This is a genomic window from Ferrimicrobium acidiphilum DSM 19497, from assembly GCF_000949255.1.
Lineage (GTDB): Bacteria > Actinomycetota > Acidimicrobiia > Acidimicrobiales > Acidimicrobiaceae > Ferrimicrobium > Ferrimicrobium acidiphilum.
Map to the genome: position 1 here is coordinate 1 of NZ_JXUW01000031.1, position 16,760 is coordinate 16,760.

Consider the following 16,760-nt stretch of genomic DNA (forward strand, 5'->3'; position numbering starts at 1 on the left):
GGCGACAGAGACGGATTTAGAGGGTGAGAAGGTGAGATCGAAACCAGCTACTGGCTTGCCGATCTTCTTTTCTGCTTGGGCCTCTTCAGCCTTGATCGTTTCGATCGCCAAGGCTCGATCCTCCCCTGTGAGGGTCTCTGGTAACCTGGCAACTTTGGCCTTGATCCGATCGCTCATACTCACCCGTCGGATTCGTAACGCCTGTCCAACTGGATCACCAGTGAGGGGATCAGCAACGAGTCCAAGCATGTTCCACAGCTGGGATTCGGTGACCTCTGAGTCGTGCTCGATCCCCTTTCCCTCTCCGAGATCAGCCAGACCCCTACCCTTCCATCGACCCGGTGGGGTGCCAGACTCTGCGTAGTAACGGGTTAGTTCTGAGCTCTGATCTCCTCGGCCATCGCCAACGGCGATCGAGTCCATGAGGTACTTATAACCCTGGCCGAGGGAGAGCTTGCGAATGGTGAGCATGGGAGTGTTCCTTTGGTCAAGGGGTGCCGAGTACGCCCTTGTTGGAGGGCCCAACGGTTGGAAATCTGTCACGCACATTGACGAATGCCTGTTCGAATCTCGCGGTAGCGGCCTCGGATGCAAGGTGTGTGGTAGGAACTTCGTCAGGTTTTGGGTGTTTGGGGTTAGGTCAGGCGTTGGGCACCGGCTGGGCTCTGGTTGGGGCCAGCGGTTAGGAATCGGGGTGATCCTGGTCTACTTGGGTTGGGCAGTAATATTTATGGCTCTGCTTGGCAGCCTTTCGGGGTCTCCGTAAAACCCGTGGCGGTTCAGAGCACCACTACAGGCTGCCTCGAGACGCCCTGGTGAGTACGTCTTTGCAAGGCTCATAATGCCAAGACAGCTGCGGTATCCCTGTTCTGGGTGAGGACGGCGCTCGAGTAGTCCCTCAACCAGGGTTCCCGTCATTGGACCGGTGGTCTTGGCCCAGTTGATAATGCGTGAGGGGCTCCACTCGAGGTGAGCCCGGTGAGAGGCTGGCATGTGCGAGGGGTCCGTGGTAAAGCCGTAACGGATGCTACTGCGTGGGTGGAGGGCCTATAACAATTAGGCTCTTCAGCCTCCACTCCCAGCAAGTACTCTGACGGGTTCCGCCTGACGACTCTGGGTCGAATTTAGGTATGGTGAAGGACATGACATGGATTACTCCAGAGCCGCCCAACGACGGCCTCGCCCCTGACACAGGCGACATCCGACTGATACTCCAGGGTTACCTCGATCACTACCGACTGACCTTGCTTCGAATCTGTGCAGGGTTGAATGCTGAGCAGCTGGCGCTGAGACCTGTAGCTCCCTCGACGCTTTCACTACTCGGGCTGGTTCGGCACATGACAAATGTCGAAAGAACGTGGTTTCGAATACGTGCTGCTGGGGAAGATGTCGCCCCCCTCTTTACGACCACCGACGAAGACTTCGACGATCTCGACACAGCGAGTGCTCAGCAGGCGATCTCCGACCTTCCCGCCGAGTGGGCACGGTGCGACGCTGCGGTAAAGAATCTACCGCTTGATCACATCGTGGATGTGCGCGGACAAGAGGTGTCGCTCGCTTCGATCTACATCCACCTCATCGAAGAATGGGCCCGTCATGCTGGCCACGCGGACCTGATCCGCCAGTCCATCGATGGGGTTACCGGCCGCTGATCCGTTTCTTTCGCAGCATGTCTCTGTCTTTAAATTGAGATCCATCGTATGAGTGGGGTGCAAACGATGCTCGAATAAACAGCGCAGATATCCACAATCTCGCTGCCACCTACCGCCAGGAAAGTTATAGAGGTGGTCTCTTTGAAACCTGACCTGGCGTCACCGGTAGAAGTGTAGGCACCACACACCGGATAGATGGTCTTGCATCTGGAACCTGAGATGGGCTCGGGTACAGCGTCGACGAGTGCTAACATCCAGACGCACCATAGGTTACCCTGAACTCGGCAGCGCAGAACCATGTAGAGTAACACCATGGGGGAGTAAGTTCAGACTAAATTCCCTACTTATATGCGAAGATCTGCTTTCCGTCTACTCGCCCCTTTGGTATGACCGACAACTCTCACCCTCGTCTTAGAGAACTGCATGCGCAGCGAGAGAGCGCCCTTCGCACTTGGCTGGTCGTCAACGCCGCACTGTTGGGCGCTATCGAACGGCTGGGCCAATTGCGCGCAGCCAAAGCCGAAGCACTGAAAGCACGAGGGATCTCTGCCCACCAGCTCGCCCAGTTCCGCCGCTGGGAGCAGGGTGCGGCGAAACCTACCGAATATCGGACCCTCGCAAGCTACGCACAGCACCGCCACATCATCGCCCCGATCGATCGGCGGTGGGACGGAGTGATCACTACTGCTCAGGTCGAGGTCGATCGAGCCACCACCGATTTAGCCGTAGCTACTGCTGATCTGCTCTCCACCATGCACGCAGCACTTGCCAGTGAATTGACCGGTCTATCAGTGCGTCGACTCTCGACGATTGTTCGTGCTGTAGCGAACACCCATTCTGCACCAACTACACGGACGGTACAACGCCCTTGACCGCTTTCCAGCGTCATGGCGCATAAATGAGAGGACCCCAGCGTAGAGCCCTCGAGAGACTACGGAGGCACCAAGATGGCATCGAAACCCACGGATGCACAGCGGGCGATCCTGCGCGAGAAGGCGAGAGCTGACAACCACGCAATGCATGCGGCACTCACCGCCGCAGAGCGTCTCGCCGATGCGAAGGCATCCCGGGAGACCACCATTGCCGCAGCAGACAAGGCGCTAGCTGAGGCCACGAGCATCTACCACTCGGCGATCGAGGAACTCGTCTCGCGAGTCGGTAAGGAGACTACTGCCGAGCTCCTGGGGACTGAGGCCATTTCCGCTGTACGTCACGCGAAGCGCTGACGATTTAACCGGTCTGGAGATCGTATAGATCGGTGTGCCATCTGTCAGAGATAGTCTGGAGACGTGGCAAGTTCTTCGCGACGGTCAGAGTCGCTCCACCAGCACGGGCCACAACCTCACGACGAATCCTGGTGTCAGTTCGCCAACTTCCCCTGCCAGCACCTCGGCAAGGGACGCCTCATCGGTATTGAAGGACAGCTTCTGAGTCGCCAGTAACAGGGCACCGACTGCAGCACCCGATGCACTGTCGCTGACTCGAATCGGCCCCGGGCGCTCTGCTCGAAGAGAGCATCCCGGCAACGTAGCGCCAGGACGTGTCCCCGGAGAGGTTCATGAGCTCCTTTGGGGAACATCCTCCTTCATGCGTCGCCCATTGTCTCCAGAAACGTCCTGGGCGTCATCACCACAAGCCCCGAACGCTGCACCGCGGTGAGATCCGGGTCCCCCGATACCAGCACGTCGACCCCCGCCACCTCCGCCAGAAGGACGAGGAAGTCGTCATCGGGATCACCGGTGATGGGATCGTCCTCTTCCGGAGGATCGTCCATGATGACTGCCAACTCTCGGATCGTACTCACGAACAGGTGCGCGTCCTCGATGCTCAGATACCGCCGGAACTTCGGGCGGCAAAGCACGTCCTCCAGCTCGGCGAGTAGCAACGGCGAGGCAACGAGCCGAAATCGCCCAGCCAATGCTCCAAGGAGCAGGCGGGCGGACACGCCCTCTCGCGACGTGACGGCCGCCACGAAGACATTCGTGTCAAGGACAATCCGGCGCGGCTCACCCACCGCTCACCGTTCGTGCCCGTCGCTCTCGACGGACCGCACGCACCTCGGTCACTGCCTGAGCGAGTGCTGCATCCTCGTCAAGGTCGCTCGTATAGCCGACACGCTCCAGTAGCTCTCTCAGCTCATCCCACGCCGCCTCCACGTGGCCGCTTCGAAGATATGACCGCAGCGCGTCCTCGATGACAGCACTCTCGGACCGATTGGAGGTGAGCGCAGCAGCCTTCGTCGCTGTGAGTACGTCGGGATCGAGGTAGATGGTCGTCTTCTTCTTTGTCATACCTTAAGTCTACCACTATCCCATTATTACGTTATGACGTAATGACGGCACTATGACGTCCGCTCTCAGTTGTGTGAGGTCGAGCATCTCCCAGGATCACGTGGAGCCGCACAGCTTCAAGGCGCTTAGCTCAGGTATTCGCGGAGGACTCCGTCCTCTTCCCTTAATTCCGTGCCCCCTCTCCGTGCCTATTGCGCGCACAGCCCACGCGGGAGAGGACATGGTCTATACCGCCACCGACACCGCAGAACCGGTCGCGCATCAGCTCGGCGCATCCGCACCGAAGATCAACGACGCTCCCTATACCAAAAACATCCATTTCGCACGGAACCTTGAGCTGGTGGTGAATGCTGCATTGGTGGGTATTATCGAACGGCTGGGCCAATTGCACGCAGCCAGAGCCGAAGCGCTGAAAGCACAAGGAATCCCTTCCCACCAGCTCGCCCAGTTCGACCGGTGGGAGCAGGGCGCGGCGCTGTTTAGGCCAGCATCGGCGCCGCGTCGCCAACGCAAGGCGGTAGTTGTGGCCACGAGCATCTATCACTCGGCGATCGAGGACCTCGTCTCGCGCATCGGTCAGGAGACTACTGCTGAGCTCCTGGGGACTGAGGCCATTTCCGCTGTACGTCACGCGAAGCACTGACGATTTAGCCAGTCTGGAGATCGCATAGATCGGTGTGCCATCGGTCAGGGATAGCCTGGAGACGTGGCAAGTTCTTCGAAGCTCGATCGCCCAACGATTCGAACGGTGGTTTTTGATGTTGGTGAAACCCTCGTCGATGAGTCTCGTGAGTACGGCTCCTGGGCCGACTGGCTTGGCGTTCCCCGCCACACCTTCTCAGCAACCTTCGGTGCGGTGATCGCCAGTGGGGCGGACTACCGCGATACCTTCAAAGTGTTCCGTCCTGGATTTAACCTCACAGCCGAGCGCGAGGCGAGGGCTGTCGCTGGTGAACCGGAGAGCTTTGGTGAGTCTGACCTCTATGCAGACGCCAGGCCCACTCTCGCCGCTCTCCAGGCCTCAGGTCTGGTCGTTGGGATCGCCGGGAATCAGACCGCACGAGCCGAAATGATCCTGCGCAACCTAAACCTCCCCGCCGATTGGATCACCACCTCTGAGCATCTGGGGGTTGAGAAGCCATCACCAGAGTTCTTTGCAGCTATCGCGAGCTTGGCGGGTTGCGAAACCTCGGAGATCCTCTATGTGGGGGACAGACTCGACAATGACATCTCACCAGCCCAAGCGACGGGAATGGCCACTGTGCTCATTCGGCGTGGGCCCTGGGGTCATATTCTGCACGACCCTGAGACCGAGGCACGATGCCTTGCCACAATTGCGTCTCTGTCCGAACTGGTTGACTTACTAGCCAGCGGCTAACAATTCCCGCTCGCGCCTACGTAGTTCCTTCGCCCAGCTGGTACCCGCCAATGCGCCTTCGAGCGCTGGCAGGCGATCCAGGGCGGTTAGGTACTGGCGCTCGCGCACCAGCGTCAGAGCCTCTATTGCGTGCTCGATGGCCAGTTCTGGCGCATCGTTGCCGTAGGCCAACGCTAGGTCGAAAGCTACCACGGCTTGCTGCTTCACGCTTGTGATCCCCTCAAGGGCCACCGCCAGTCGATCGATCGCCTGTGTGTGTTTGCCAACAGAGAGAGCCACCGAACCGGCAAACGATTCAAACCGACTCTCGTCGTACCAGTCGAACCACTCCGGAACGTCGCCTGCGCGCGACATCCCATCAGCCGCACTTCGAATCTCCTTAGCCGCAGTATCTCGCTCGCCCACTCTCGCTGCCAGCTCAGCACGAGTGCAGTGGAGCCAAGAGCGCAGCAATGGTTGCCCACGGCGCGGTGCGGTAACGTCTGATCTTCTAAGCCACGCAGCGGCACCCCTGGAATCACCGCCAAACCCAGCGACAAAGGCGCGATGGGCAAAGACAGCTGCGAGCAGAGGCGCGTCTCCCCCATTTTGGGCTAATGCCGCCGCGGTGGCAAGGTGTGCATCGCCCGTTGCCGGATCCCCGCGATCAAAAAACGCGAGCCGTCCGGCGAGCAGGCCAGCCCATGCTGTTGCGACCGCGACATCGGCCCGCCGCGCTCCAGCATTTGGTAGGCACGACATGCCTTCGGCCAACAGGTTCACGGCTTCAGCTTCAATCCACTGTGGGATTCCCGAGGCGTATCGTTTCGCGGCTGAGCGAACACGATCCTGGAAATCGGCGAGTTCAGCGGACCCCAGTGTCCTTGTCGGTGCAAGAGCGGAACTCGCAACCAGCCCCAAAGACCGAGCGGTAGCGGCGGATGCTGACAGCGCTGTTATCGCAAATGCTCCCGCCAAGAAGTCGCGCCTCGTCATCTTAGACTCGACAAGCGGAGTATCGCGATCAGCTAGATCGGGGAGCAGAGCACGCAGGTAGGGCCACCAGCGTGCGCTCGGCGCGGATCGCCCCGTTTCCCACCGTGCGATCTGCCCTTGTAGGTTCTCGGCCCTCGTGGGACCCCAATCCTCTCCAGCAGCCCGTATCGCCGCTAAAAGTCGTTCCGCTAACTGCATTTGCGTGAGACCAGCAGCGGTTCTAGTTTCTCGTAGACCCCCCGGCATGCCACGGATTGTAGCGGAAGTCACCATAAAACTAGCTGAAATCGCTTAATCTCACATATTTTTGCCCGATTAACGCACAATTCGTCCACGGTTTACTGGATTGTATGACACCTACTACACCTCAAACCAACCCGGCACCATCGGACACTATTGAAGCGCCGCCTGCTGGCATCCTGCTCGACATTGACGAGGCTGCTACAGCCCTTCGAATAAGCCGTTCGCGTCTGTTCCAGCTCGTCAGCTCTGGACAGCTTCTCTCGGTGAAGTTGGGGCGGAGACGATTATTTCGCCGTGCTGACCTTGAGGCGTTCGCCTCAGCTCTTGCGCCAACACCTCCGGCGAAAGGCTCCCGAGTGCGAACCTCGGGCTCGATGAGATAGGAACCAGAGTGAGTAGTCTCACACAGCTCATCGAGTCGGCTCCGATCTTGCCTGAGGTGCTCCGCAGAGCCTGCAGTGTCTCGGCGGGGAGCGGGCTCCTCGATCATGACTACGCGCTCTTAGCGAGTGTCCTCCAACTTGACATCCGTTGGTCCGCCGAGGTCCAAGGGTACGCAACCCGCCACTATTCAGGTGAAAATGCGGATCGCGTCGTGCGCCGAATTTGCGCAGCCACCGCCCGAGTACAGTCCGGATCATTGACCCTTCATGATGGCGTAACCCAGGCTGGTCGAGTAGCGCCAAGGCGACGCCAAATTGACTTCCATAAAGCGGCTCTATATCTGTCTACAGAGATGGCAACTTCGCTCCCTGTCGAGAATGTCCATGGAGATCAGGCACTGGATGCCTTGTTGCCTGCGTCGATCAAGGGATTGAGACGTATCTCCGGTTACACTCCCACCCCGGCTGCAGTCGACACAGTTCACACACTGTGGTCCCGAGTGAAGGAGGTCCTACTTGACTACCCAGATCTCCATTTCACTTCCAACGCCTTCGCCGCGATGGAGGCGGCCTGTCCACCATCCATACCTCCAGCATCATTTACGGCAGTTCGCCGCTTGCTGGTCGGGACGCGACCCGATCACCGTGTTGCTGCAAGACCATCGATTCTTGCTGCCTATTCGCAACGACTGTGGCCGACCGATTGGACTCTCGTGCGCAGCCATGTCGCGGATTTGATCCGCGCCGATCCGGCTATCGGTGCTCTTTCACCCACGGCACGAGATGTCGCAGTACGGCCCTACATTCGATCACTCTCTGCCCGGGCACCCGATCCCAACCACAATCCCGAAGGTGAGATGTCAAACGCAATCCTCCAAGTTGCGCTTTAAGCAATCCGCAATTGCCCGAATTCGATTGCCAACGTAACCCTGGCTAAGTGCCAGAGACTGACCAGAAAGGAGTAGCTGTCTGGTGACTACCATCCCGTACGATGAACCTGACTGCCCACCGTTCGACGCATTCGAAGAGGACTACGAGATTGGCTGGGAAGATGACGGAGAGGTCGGTAACGCTTATTTGGCAGATCATCCACCAGAGATTCCCCTCCGTGTAGTCAACGGGGGTGAAACCTCAACCTCCGAGTCGTATCGAGCCCGCGATCAGGCGCGGCGAAACATCGAAGCCCTCACCTTTGACGACGGAAAACGTACTGTCACAATCACAAGCGCGCCGAAGCGCCTCTATGCAATCCTTGCCGCCTACTTCTGGCCGGTTCGCGACACCTCTGGCCAGGTCTGGCTGATTCCTCGTCGCGAGTCGACGCCACGACCCAACGGTGGGGTCTGTGTCCCCCTCATGGCCGATTGGACAGTCAATCGAGCTATCGCTCGCTTCGCTGAGTATTTCCCGCATGCGAACCTGCCCAGCAAGGACGCGGTGCTGACCGCTCTTCGAGCCCTAGCTGGAGAGGCAGAGGAGGTCGGTGACTTATGGGTCCGTTGGGGAAGAGCGGACGACGGCGCTCTCTGGTGGGATGCAGGAACTGGACGTGAATTCATTCGAGTAGACAAGGACGGGTGGACGCTCCACGCCCGACCGGGATGTTACTTCCGCTCCGGTCCGACCCGTACAATGCCTACTCCCGTCCGTGGCGGCGACCTCGATGACATCTGGAACTTTGTCCCCGTCAAAGCGGCCGACCGTTCACTCGTTGTTGCCTGGATGCTCACAGCGATGCATCCCGACCGAGAGACCGCGGCGGGCATCCTCTACTTGACGGGACCTGAGGGGTCTGGAAAATCTACGGCCGCCGACAAGATCACCGAGGCAATAGGGTCACCAATAGCACGCAAGAAGTTAGATATGCGCCGAGGTGACGATCGGGACCTGATCGTAGGTGCTTCAGCAGGATGGGTGCTCGGCCTGGATAACCTCTCGACCCTGACCGCTGAACAGCAAGACCTGCTCTGCACGCTTGCAACCGGTCACGAGGAGACGTATCGCGTCCTTCACACGACGACCGACACGGTCACCCTGTCCATCCGTCGCCCGATCACGATGACCTCGATTGACGTACCCGTCCTTCGTCCCGATCTGATCTCCCGAATGGTGCCCGTGTCCGTTCAAGGGCTCGATGCCCCATTACCGGAGGATGAGATCGCCAAAGCCTGGCGGGCATCTCAGCCTGCCATCTTCGGCGCCGTTCTCGACCTCCTTGCCGCAGTCATGGCAGCTCCACAGCCCATCTCACCACCGGCAGTGATGCCTCGTCTCGCAGCTCTTGGCCGGATAGCTCTCGCTGCAGATCGAGAACGAGGCACAGAGACGCTCCTTCGTCTCGCGGCCGTGGCATCGGAGCTCCTTGGTGATACCGTGACCGACGACCCATTCTTCGACGCGCTCGCCCTGACTATTCGGGCCAAGTGGAGGGGCAGCGCCGCTGGTCTATTGGAGGTTCTTGACCCCGATGGTGAGCTTGCTCGCCGCCACGGGCGTAACTGGCCCTCAGCGAAGGGGGTGTCTGCTCGACTGAAGAGATCCCAGCGAGCTCTCGAAGGAGCCGGATGGTTCCTCTCGGCCGATCACCTACCAAATAACCGTGGTCAGGTGTGGACCCTGACCCCTCCGGGCCTCTGACCAGCAGGCATGCCCTTCAGTTGGCAATGAGACCACCCCACAACCGAACCAGACGTCGCTCGGGGACCTTCTGATCTGGTCCTCTTGTACAAAGCTAGACCACAGGGCTAGGGAATTCCTTGTGGTGATTCCTGCGCTCTAACAGCAAACAAATTCCCAATCCTGAACAACCGGGATCGTCAATCAGCTCCGCCTCGCAAGTGCGGAAACCGCTGCGCAAGTGCGGAAGTGCTGCGGCAACTTGCGCTCATCCATAACTCTCCCACCTGGGACTTTTGACCCGACAGCTACCGTCACTTTTGGAACTTCCGCAATTTCCGCAAAAATACTTGGCCTCTGAACAGCCCTTTAAGCGGAAGTCCTCCTTCTTGTACCATGTTTTAGAAGTTCATAGAGATAGAGAGGAAGGAAAAAAGAGGCGCAAATCAGTTTACGCGCTCACTTTCCGCAAACTCCCAGGTCATTAGTCTGATTCACCTTCATCACTTCCGCAGTTTCGAGTGACACTTCCGCAGTTTCTTTCAACGCACGGGTCCCCCCGTCCCTGAATATCCTCTCTGTGACGCTTTTCCTGTCAAACGTCACAGAGACGTGGACCACAAGTTCTTACTCACCATCCCTGTCGTCGCCCTTGCCGGCCTGGTGGGCCTCGTCACTCTATTGGGCGGAGCTACCGGGCCGGCTTCCCAACAGGCTTCACTCTCGACCTTGGTGAATATGGCGGGCTGCCAGTCCACTGGACTGCTCGCCTCTCTCGATCCTGCACAGTCGGTGAACGCTGAGACGATCGTGTCGGTCACCGCCGCGGCATCAGGCGAGTCGACCCAGGCTGAGCAGATCGCGCTCATGGTGGCGATCACCGAGAGCGGATTGCGCAACCTCGGAAATACGAAGGTGCCGGGTTCGAACAGCGGGCAAGGAATGGGCAGCAATGGTTACTCGGTCGGTCTATTTCAGGAGCAGGCACAGGAGGGATGGGGGACGATCGCCGAGGAGTCCAACCCTGCCGACGCGGCAGGTCTATTCGTTCAGCGCCTGCTTGCGATCCCCGGTTGGCAAAGGATGAAGCCCTGGCACGCCGCACAGCTGGTCCAGGGATCGAAGTTCGCCAACGGTTCGAATTACAGGAGGCACTGGTCAGAAGCTGGCGCCGTACTGGCCAAGGTCACTGGGTCGTTCACGACAGCGGGTTGTGGCGCTGGGGTTGGTGGCGGTCTCGCCGAGGTAGCAAGCTCCTACGGTCTCCCCTCCGGATACACCATTCCCGTCGGCACAACGCCGAAAGCACGCCTTGCTCTGACCTATGCGGTCAGAAAACTTGGATCGAAATACGTGTGGGGTGCCGCGGGGCCGAACTCCTTTGACTGCTCAGGCCTCACGATGATGGCATGGGCACAGGCCGGCGTCACCCTCGATCATTACACCGTTGATCAGATGCGCGAGGGCCAAGCGGTCGCAGCGAGTGCGATCGCCCCCGGCGATCTTGTCCTCGTGCCAGGCACGGACTCGCCGGGCCCCGGATTGCCGGGTCACGTTGGCATCTACCTCGGTGACGGACTGGTTGAGTCGGCAGTTGATCCACAGCTTGGCGTCGTCGTGCAATCCTTCGCGAACTTCGTCTCGGGCGGCCTCGACGCGATAGTGAACCCCGCTGGTTAATTGGTGACGGTTTTCCGTCGGCGCGAAGCCTAGGTAGTAGGGACCGCGCCGTGCGACCCTCGACAGGGAAGGAAGACAAAATGTTCAACCTACTTGCGGTTAATATCAGCCCGAATACCTCTGGCCTCCCGGGCATCGCCGAACTGGAAAATATTGTTGGTGCTCTGCTCACCGTCGGCCTTGTCGCGGCCGTTGCGGGCGTCATCGTCTCTGCGATTGTGTGGGCACTCGGCCATCATTCGAGCAATCCGAACCATACCTCGAGAGGCAAGACGGGCGTGCTCGCTAGCCTCATCGCCGCGCTGCTCATTGGCGGAGCCGACGTATTGGTCAACTTCTTTGTCGGTGCGGGGCGCGCATTGTAATGAGCGTTCACCCTTATCGAAAGTGGGCGATCGGTGCTGGGGTGGTAGTACTCCTAGTTGCCGTCGGCCTGGTCGCTGGCCTAGGTGGTACCCCTGGAGGAGGTCGATCCGGTGCGCCGGTCCTTAAGAAGGCGCAGCACGTGTTGAAGCCACAATACTCTCCCCCACTCACCACAGCTGGGGGTGGCTCCGCTCAACAACAGTCCGACAATGCTAAGATTGCGACCGCCAATGAGGGCAAGGGCGCTCAGTGGGCCGCGATCGAGACCTTGGCTGCTCCAGCCCCGGTCGCCTCGCGTGCGTTCCCCGCCATCTCCAACGCGACCCGCCAGGGAGCAGACACCTACGCGTCAGCCTTCGTGAGCGAACTGTTAAGCATCGATTTTGCCAAGCAGTCCCGCCCGTCCTTGCTTGCCTGGGCGCAGTCGGAGATGGCCCCTGATACGTTGCCAGGCACTCCGGCTCGGGCATCGACGCGTATCCTGTACGCGAACCTTAGCTCTTCGACGAGTCCGGTGCCCACACCAGCGACGTGGTCGGCCAATGCCGCCGCCGGTGTCACCTGGGCGGTGTCGGGGGTCAACGAAACCATAGCTCCACTGTGGTCGGATGCTCTCGCGACCGGCTGGGTACCCCCTGATCCGCGCATGGTCGGACTCGATGTCACCGGCACCCTGACAATCACACAGAGAGGACACGCACCAGCGGAACGGCCGTTCTCTCTCCAACTCGAGCTCGGCACGGCAGAGTATCACAGTGGGTATGGCGCACTGTCGGTCAACAAATGGACTGAGGGGTAATCGCGGTGCCGAACCTTAACCCCATGAGCGTCCTTACCAGCCTGCTCAGCTCCGGTGCGAAGTCGCTAGCTGGCTCGGCCTTCCAAGCGATAGCCAAGTACTTCTCCGACGCCGCTACCAAAGTCTGCGTCTGGCTCTGGCAACAGATCGGTAGTGCCGCAGCGATCCAGTTGGGAGGCTCCTGCTTCGATCGTCTCCTGGGGATCCTCATGGCTATCGCGGTGGTGGTCGGGATGGGGTTGTTCTTGATCCAGATCATCCAGTCGATCCTGCGTCGTGACGTAGCCGGCCTAGGTCGTGCTGCCAAGGGGTTACTGATTGCCTTCCTCGGCGGAGCGGTTGCGATCGCCATCACCAATCTGTTGTTGTCTGCCACCGATAGCCTCTCCAATGGCGTGGTCCAGGCGGCCACTGGGGGAAGCATGTCCACACTCGGCAACTCGATCATGGGTACTACCGCGCTGACCGCAATCCAAAACCCGGCAGCCCTCCTGATACTGTCGCTCATCATCATCGTGTCGGCGGTCGTCATTTGGGCGGCTCTAACCGTCCGCAAATTGCTGATCATCCTGGCGGCGGTCTTTGGGCCGCTGGCATTTGCCGGAGCATTGGCGGACATATCGACCGGCTGGGTGAAGAAGTGGATCGAGGGCATGATCGCCCTCATTGCGTCGAAGTTGATCCTCGTCACGATCCTCATCACTGGCTTCTACACTCTCGTTCGCGGTCTTGGCGCGGTCGGGGCTGCTGGTGCTCCGTCAGGGACCCAAGCGGTTACACAGGTAGCGTCAGGAGGTCTGCTGCTGCTGATGGGTGGACTCGCGCCTTGGATCGCTCTGAAAACGGTCCACTTTACGTCCGATCACATGTCCCAGCTCCACGGCCAGGCTGGCAACATAAAGTCGGTCACTCAGACCGCGGTTGCCGCGCCACAGAAGGTCTCGGCCATGGGCCAACGGGCCGTCGGTGGTAGGGTGATCACGCCTCGGTCTCCCTCGTCGCATGGTTCCACCGGATCGACGGGTCCATCAGGTTCGAGAAGTCAGCCAGGTTCGACGAGTCAGCCGGGTTCGGTCACCGTGGCTGAGCCCGCTGGTGCTGGCGCCGCAGCTGCTACGAGTGCTGCTGGCGCTACCTTTGGCAATGGAACCCGCGCTTCTAGCGCGAGCGCATATGGGAGGATAGGCACAACTCCCACCCCAACTTCGACTCCCCTACCCTAGCCCAACCAGTAGAAAGGTAGCGTTTTGACCACCTCATCTTCATCCTCCACAGCTGGTCCTCCCTCCGTCCGTTTCGGGCGCCAATCCACGCGAGGCGTCTTGTTGGGTTTCTCCTTGCCGCGTGTCATCGCTATCGGCCTATCCGCCATCGTCGTCGTCATCGGTCTCACCGTAGCTGGCGGGATGGGCTTCATGATCTCTGCCCTCGTTTGGGCACCGCTGATGGCGTCGGCCCTGATGAACGTCAGAGGTAAGCCAGCCATCGAGTGGGTGTCGGTCGCGGGCCAGTACTGGGGTCGTAAGCAGAAAGGCCAAACCGAGTTTCGGTCCAAACCATCCAAACCACGCCCAGCCGGCACGCTCGCCTTGCCGGGAGATGCCGCCTCACTGCGCTTCTACGACGATCCAGTTACAGGCTGTGTCATGGTTCACGATCCGCATCGCAATACGATCTCTGCGACCCTCCTGGTCGAGCACCCAGCCTACGTTCTACTCTCCCCTGATGAGCAGGTCACCCGGGTCTCTGCGTGGGGGCGCACCCTTGCCTCTCTCGGCCAGTCGGGCACTTGTGCTACCCTGCAGGTGCTCGAGGCCACCGTGCCAGACCCTGGGGTCGGTGTCACAGGATGGTACGAGAGCCACGGCGTTCGCAACGGAGGTTGGGCGGACGAGGCATATCGCTCACTGCTTGAGATGACCTCGTCGGGCTCTTCGACACATCGCACGACTATCACCATCGCTCTCGATATGGGGGCCGCGGCCCGGGCAATCACCGCTGCTGGGAGGGGGATGCGGGGAGCCGCAGCGGTCCTCTCGGCTGACATGGGTGCGATCGAGCACAGCCTTCGCACCACAGGCTTGCGGGTCCAACACTGGCTGTCCGCGAGCGAGCTGGCAGCTATCGTCCGAGCGGCCTATGACCCCGCGAGCAACGTCCTGCCGGACGGGCCAGGAGCAAAGCTCGAGACGGCGGGTCCGATCGCCATCTCAGAGCACTGGGATCGCTTTCGCTCCGACTCCGGGTTCTCCAGCGTTCTCTGGATCAGCGACTGGCCACGGATCGACGTGCCGCCGTCCTTCCTCCATTCGCTGGTGTTCTCGCCAGGGGTGCGAAAATCCATCTCTATCGTGACTCATCCTGTAGGCACAACGGAGGCGCTGAGGTCGATTCGCAAGGAGAAGACGGAGGCGATCTCGGACTCCCTACAAAAGGCGAAGATCGGCCAGATCGAAGACCTTTCGGACGCTCAGGAGTACCAGGACATTCTTGACCGGGAACGAGCGCTGATAAGCGGCCACGTTGATGTAGAGTTCTCGGGCTTCATCGCTATCTCCGCTCCCACCGAGGAGGCGCTGACGGCGGCCGTCTCACAGATCGAACGAGCGGCTGCCCAAGCAGCGTGCGAGACGCGCATCCTCTACGGGCGCCAGACGCAGGGCTTCGTCGTCGCCGCCCTCCCGCTGGGACGGGGAGTCTTTTGATGTTCTGGAACAGGAGTTCCAAGGAGCCGGGCCCCGGACGGATCCCTGGGCACGCTCGTGAGGAGAACACATCCTCTGAACCCATCGACGTCTCCACTTCGGCTCCAACGCCCTTTGGCCGGCGAGATGTTGGCTTGGCGCCAGACGGTGGTACGCCGATCGGCGCAGCGTTATTCACTCCGGCATCGGCCTCCCGTCGGGAACGCAAAGTGGCTGCCAAAGTGGCGGCTCAGGTTAAGGCCGAGCATCGAAGGGCACTGATGCAGCAGCAGCGCGAGGAGCTGGTAGCCCTTCGCGCCGAGCGCAGAGCCGCGCAGTATCTCCCTGCACGCGGCGAGCCCGGGCCTTGTGCCCTTCGGACTTACCTCCCACTGAGAGTGAAACCCCATCGAGCGACGACGGAGGTACTCTCTGGTGCCTACCCGTTTCTAGCCGAGGCCGGACTCGGCTCCGAAGGCGTCCTCGTCGGCCATGATTCATGGTCTGGTGCCGCCTTCGTCTTCGACCCATGGGTGTTATATTCGAAGGGTGTCCTGACCAACCCCAACATTCTCCTCGCCGGGATCATAGGTAGAGGCAAGAGTTCACTGGCCAAGAGCCTCGCAACCCGTTCTATCGCGTTCGGTCGCAAGGTCTACGTCCCCGGCGATCCGAAGGGAGAGTGGACCGTCGTTTCTAGAGCCGTCGGCGGTGCCGCAATCGAGCTTGGCGGAGGCCTGTCCGCCAGGCTGAACCCGCTCGATGAGGGCCCACGTCCGAGCAGCATGACCGATGCCGAATGGATCGCCGTGACTCGTCAACGGCGGCGCTCGCTCGTCGGGGCCCTTACCGAGTCTGCGCTGGGCCGTGAATTGGCTGCCGTCGAACACTCCGCCCTCGACGCGGCGCTCGAGACCGCAGTGCGGGAAAACAGCGTCCCGATCCTACCGCATGTCGTCCAGGCGCTCTTCGACCCGCGAAGCGCTGTCCTCGGCTCCAGCCTCGAGCAGCTTGCCAGAGATGGTCGGGAGGTCGGACACGCGTTGACTCGTGTCGTATCAGGCGACCTAGCTGGCCTCTTCGATGGGCCATCAACGGTACGATTTGACCCGTCCTTGCCGATGATCAGCCTTGACCTGTCTCGTATCTCCGGCTCAGACAGCCTGATCAGCATGGTGATGACCTGCGCGTCAAGTTGGATGGAGGCAGCCCTCACCGATCCCAACGCCGGGCAGCGATGGGTCATCTACGACGAGGCCTGGCGACTCCTGGCACAACCCGCGCTCTTGGCCAGGATGCAGTCACAGTGGAAGCTGTCGCGAGCACTCGGTATCGCAAACATGATGGTAATTCATCGCCTCTCCGATCTCGATGCGGTCGGAGATGCAGGGAGCGAGGCACGAGGCTTGGCCCTTGGTTTGCTCGCCGACTGCTCCACCAAGATCATCTACGCACAGGAGTCGGGTGAAGCGACGAAGACCGGCACCTCCCTCGGTCTATCAACCACCGAGGTCGCCCAGCTTCCCGATCTCGAGCGTGGCGAAGGACTGTGGCGCCTCGGCGAGCGGGCCTTCGTCGTTCGCCACATCCTGACCCCCACCGAACTGGCCTGTTTCGACACCAATCAGCGCATGATTGGAGATGCCTAACGATCTCCTCCGTTGCCGCCGACCCTCACCATTCGCCCGTTATG

The 16,760-nt window shown here is 60.3% G+C and carries 19 protein-coding genes; 14 read left to right on the forward strand and 5 right to left on the reverse strand.

All coding sequences use genetic code 11. The annotated features are described in order from the left end of the window. Both FEAC_RS11925 and FEAC_RS15315 read right to left on the reverse strand, forming a co-directional pair. Positions 1–471 (reverse strand): relaxase domain-containing protein (locus FEAC_RS11925; RefSeq protein ID WP_160290397.1); only part of this gene is annotated, 471 nt, incomplete at its 3' end. A gap of 234 nt (positions 472–705) precedes the next feature. Next, entirely contained in the window at positions 706–993 is a 288-nt protein-coding gene (locus tag FEAC_RS15315; protein ID WP_152623230.1) for a hypothetical protein, read from the reverse strand. A gap of 149 nt (positions 994–1,142) precedes the next feature. On the opposite strand from FEAC_RS15315, the gene FEAC_RS11935 reads away from it, so the two are divergent. From FEAC_RS11935 to FEAC_RS11950, 3 genes are all read left to right on the forward strand, one after another. Then, a complete protein-coding gene (locus FEAC_RS11935) occupies positions 1,143–1,652 on the forward strand; it encodes a DinB family protein (RefSeq protein WP_035390736.1) in 510 nt (169 codons plus the stop codon). Positions 1,653–2,038: 386 nt separating this feature from the next. Then, a complete protein-coding gene (locus tag FEAC_RS11945; RefSeq protein WP_052566333.1) occupies positions 2,039–2,524 on the forward strand; it encodes a hypothetical protein in 486 nt (161 codons plus the stop codon). Positions 2,525–2,599: 75 nt separating this feature from the next. Next, the gene (locus tag FEAC_RS11950; protein ID WP_035390742.1) at positions 2,600–2,878 is read left to right on the forward strand and encodes a hypothetical protein; all 279 of its coding nucleotides are present in this window, start codon (positions 2,600–2,602) and stop codon (positions 2,876–2,878) included. Positions 2,879–3,237: 359 nt separating this feature from the next. Here FEAC_RS11950 and FEAC_RS11960 read toward each other — a convergent pair whose 3' ends face one another. After that, positions 3,238–3,666, reverse strand: coding sequence for a putative toxin-antitoxin system toxin component, PIN family (locus tag FEAC_RS11960; RefSeq protein ID WP_035390746.1), 429 nt, complete (start codon positions 3,664–3,666; stop codon positions 3,238–3,240). After that, on the reverse strand, positions 3,659–3,943 hold the full coding sequence (locus FEAC_RS11965) for a ribbon-helix-helix domain-containing protein (RefSeq protein WP_035390748.1): 285 nt from the start codon (positions 3,941–3,943) through the stop codon (positions 3,659–3,661). Before FEAC_RS11965 ends, FEAC_RS11960 begins: the two co-directional genes overlap by 8 nt. A 100-nt stretch (positions 3,944–4,043) precedes the next feature. Here FEAC_RS11965 and FEAC_RS11970 point away from each other — a divergent pair, with 100 nt between their 5' ends. Both FEAC_RS11970 and FEAC_RS11975 read left to right on the forward strand, forming a co-directional pair. Then, on the forward strand, positions 4,044–4,586 hold the full coding sequence (locus tag FEAC_RS11970; protein ID WP_152623231.1) for a hypothetical protein: 543 nt from the start codon (positions 4,044–4,046) through the stop codon (positions 4,584–4,586). A 63-nt stretch (positions 4,587–4,649) separates the two neighbouring features. Beyond that, complete coding sequence (locus FEAC_RS11975) at positions 4,650–5,321, forward strand: HAD family hydrolase (protein ID WP_035390751.1); 672 nt, start codon at positions 4,650–4,652, stop codon at positions 5,319–5,321. On the opposite strand, the gene FEAC_RS11980 is transcribed toward FEAC_RS11975, so the two are convergent. Further along, the gene (locus tag FEAC_RS11980; protein WP_035390753.1) at positions 5,307–6,494 is read right to left on the reverse strand and encodes an NsdA family TPR-like regulatory protein; all 1,188 of its coding nucleotides are present in this window, start codon (positions 6,492–6,494) and stop codon (positions 5,307–5,309) included. The genes FEAC_RS11975 and FEAC_RS11980 overlap by 15 nt on opposite strands. Positions 6,495–6,646: 152 nt before the next feature. Between FEAC_RS11980 and FEAC_RS11985 the strand changes: the two genes are divergently transcribed. From FEAC_RS11985 to FEAC_RS12025, 9 genes are all read left to right on the forward strand, one after another. Continuing rightward, the gene (locus FEAC_RS11985; protein ID WP_052566334.1) at positions 6,647–6,922 is read left to right on the forward strand and encodes a helix-turn-helix domain-containing protein; all 276 of its coding nucleotides are present in this window, start codon (positions 6,647–6,649) and stop codon (positions 6,920–6,922) included. Positions 6,923–6,930: 8 nt separating this feature from the next. Beyond that, a complete protein-coding gene (locus FEAC_RS11990; RefSeq protein WP_035390755.1) occupies positions 6,931–7,812 on the forward strand; it encodes a hypothetical protein in 882 nt (293 codons plus the stop codon). Between the two features lie 82 nt (positions 7,813–7,894). Beyond that, positions 7,895–9,559: a hypothetical protein gene (locus FEAC_RS11995; protein WP_035390758.1), complete on the forward strand. Its 1,665-nt coding sequence runs from the start codon at positions 7,895–7,897 to the stop codon at positions 9,557–9,559. 591 nt (positions 9,560–10,150) lie between these two features. Further along, entirely contained in the window at positions 10,151–11,218 is a 1,068-nt protein-coding gene (locus FEAC_RS12000) for a C40 family peptidase (protein WP_035390761.1), read from the forward strand. 80 nt (positions 11,219–11,298) lie between these two features. Further along, on the forward strand, positions 11,299–11,583 hold the full coding sequence (locus FEAC_RS12005; RefSeq protein WP_035390763.1) for a DUF6112 family protein: 285 nt from the start codon (positions 11,299–11,301) through the stop codon (positions 11,581–11,583). Beyond that, positions 11,583–12,383 carry a hypothetical protein gene (locus tag FEAC_RS12010; RefSeq protein WP_035390765.1) on the forward strand — a complete coding sequence of 267 codons (801 nt, stop codon included), beginning with the start codon at positions 11,583–11,585 and terminating at the stop codon, positions 12,381–12,383. The genes FEAC_RS12005 and FEAC_RS12010 overlap by 1 nt, the downstream gene beginning before the upstream one ends. A 5-nt stretch (positions 12,384–12,388) precedes the next feature. After that, the gene (locus FEAC_RS12015) at positions 12,389–13,606 is read left to right on the forward strand and encodes a hypothetical protein (RefSeq protein ID WP_152623232.1); all 1,218 of its coding nucleotides are present in this window, start codon (positions 12,389–12,391) and stop codon (positions 13,604–13,606) included. A gap of 24 nt (positions 13,607–13,630) precedes the next feature. Beyond that, positions 13,631–15,088, forward strand: a complete 1,458-nt coding sequence (locus FEAC_RS12020; protein ID WP_035390767.1) for an SCO6880 family protein — start codon at positions 13,631–13,633, stop codon at positions 15,086–15,088. Continuing rightward, positions 15,088–16,716, forward strand: a complete 1,629-nt coding sequence (locus FEAC_RS12025; protein ID WP_201773908.1) for a TraC family protein — start codon at positions 15,088–15,090, stop codon at positions 16,714–16,716. The genes FEAC_RS12020 and FEAC_RS12025 overlap by 1 nt, the downstream gene beginning before the upstream one ends. Positions 16,717–16,760 lie beyond the last annotated feature (44 nt).

Bases quoted from the DNA above. Each gene is read 5' to 3' on its own strand.
- FEAC_RS15315 (WP_152623230.1), bottom strand. From the start codon at position 993: ATGCCAGCCTCTCACCGGGCTCACCTCGAGTGGAGCCCCTCACGCATT.
- FEAC_RS11935 (WP_035390736.1), top strand. From the start codon at position 1,143: ATGACATGGATTACTCCAGAGCCGCCCAACGACGGCCTCGCCCCTGAC.
- FEAC_RS11945 (WP_052566333.1), top strand. From the start codon at position 2,039: ATGACCGACAACTCTCACCCTCGTCTTAGAGAACTGCATGCGCAGCGA.
- FEAC_RS11950 (WP_035390742.1), top strand. From the start codon at position 2,600: ATGGCATCGAAACCCACGGATGCACAGCGGGCGATCCTGCGCGAGAAG.
- FEAC_RS11965 (WP_035390748.1), bottom strand. From the start codon at position 3,943: ATGACAAAGAAGAAGACGACCATCTACCTCGATCCCGACGTACTCACA.
- FEAC_RS11980 (WP_035390753.1), bottom strand. From the start codon at position 6,494: ATGCAGTTAGCGGAACGACTTTTAGCGGCGATACGGGCTGCTGGAGAG.
- FEAC_RS11985 (WP_052566334.1), top strand. From the start codon at position 6,647: ATGACACCTACTACACCTCAAACCAACCCGGCACCATCGGACACTATT.
- FEAC_RS12005 (WP_035390763.1), top strand. From the start codon at position 11,299: ATGTTCAACCTACTTGCGGTTAATATCAGCCCGAATACCTCTGGCCTC.
- FEAC_RS12010 (WP_035390765.1), top strand. From the start codon at position 11,583: ATGAGCGTTCACCCTTATCGAAAGTGGGCGATCGGTGCTGGGGTGGTA.
- FEAC_RS12025 (WP_201773908.1), top strand. From the start codon at position 15,088: ATGTTCTGGAACAGGAGTTCCAAGGAGCCGGGCCCCGGACGGATCCCT.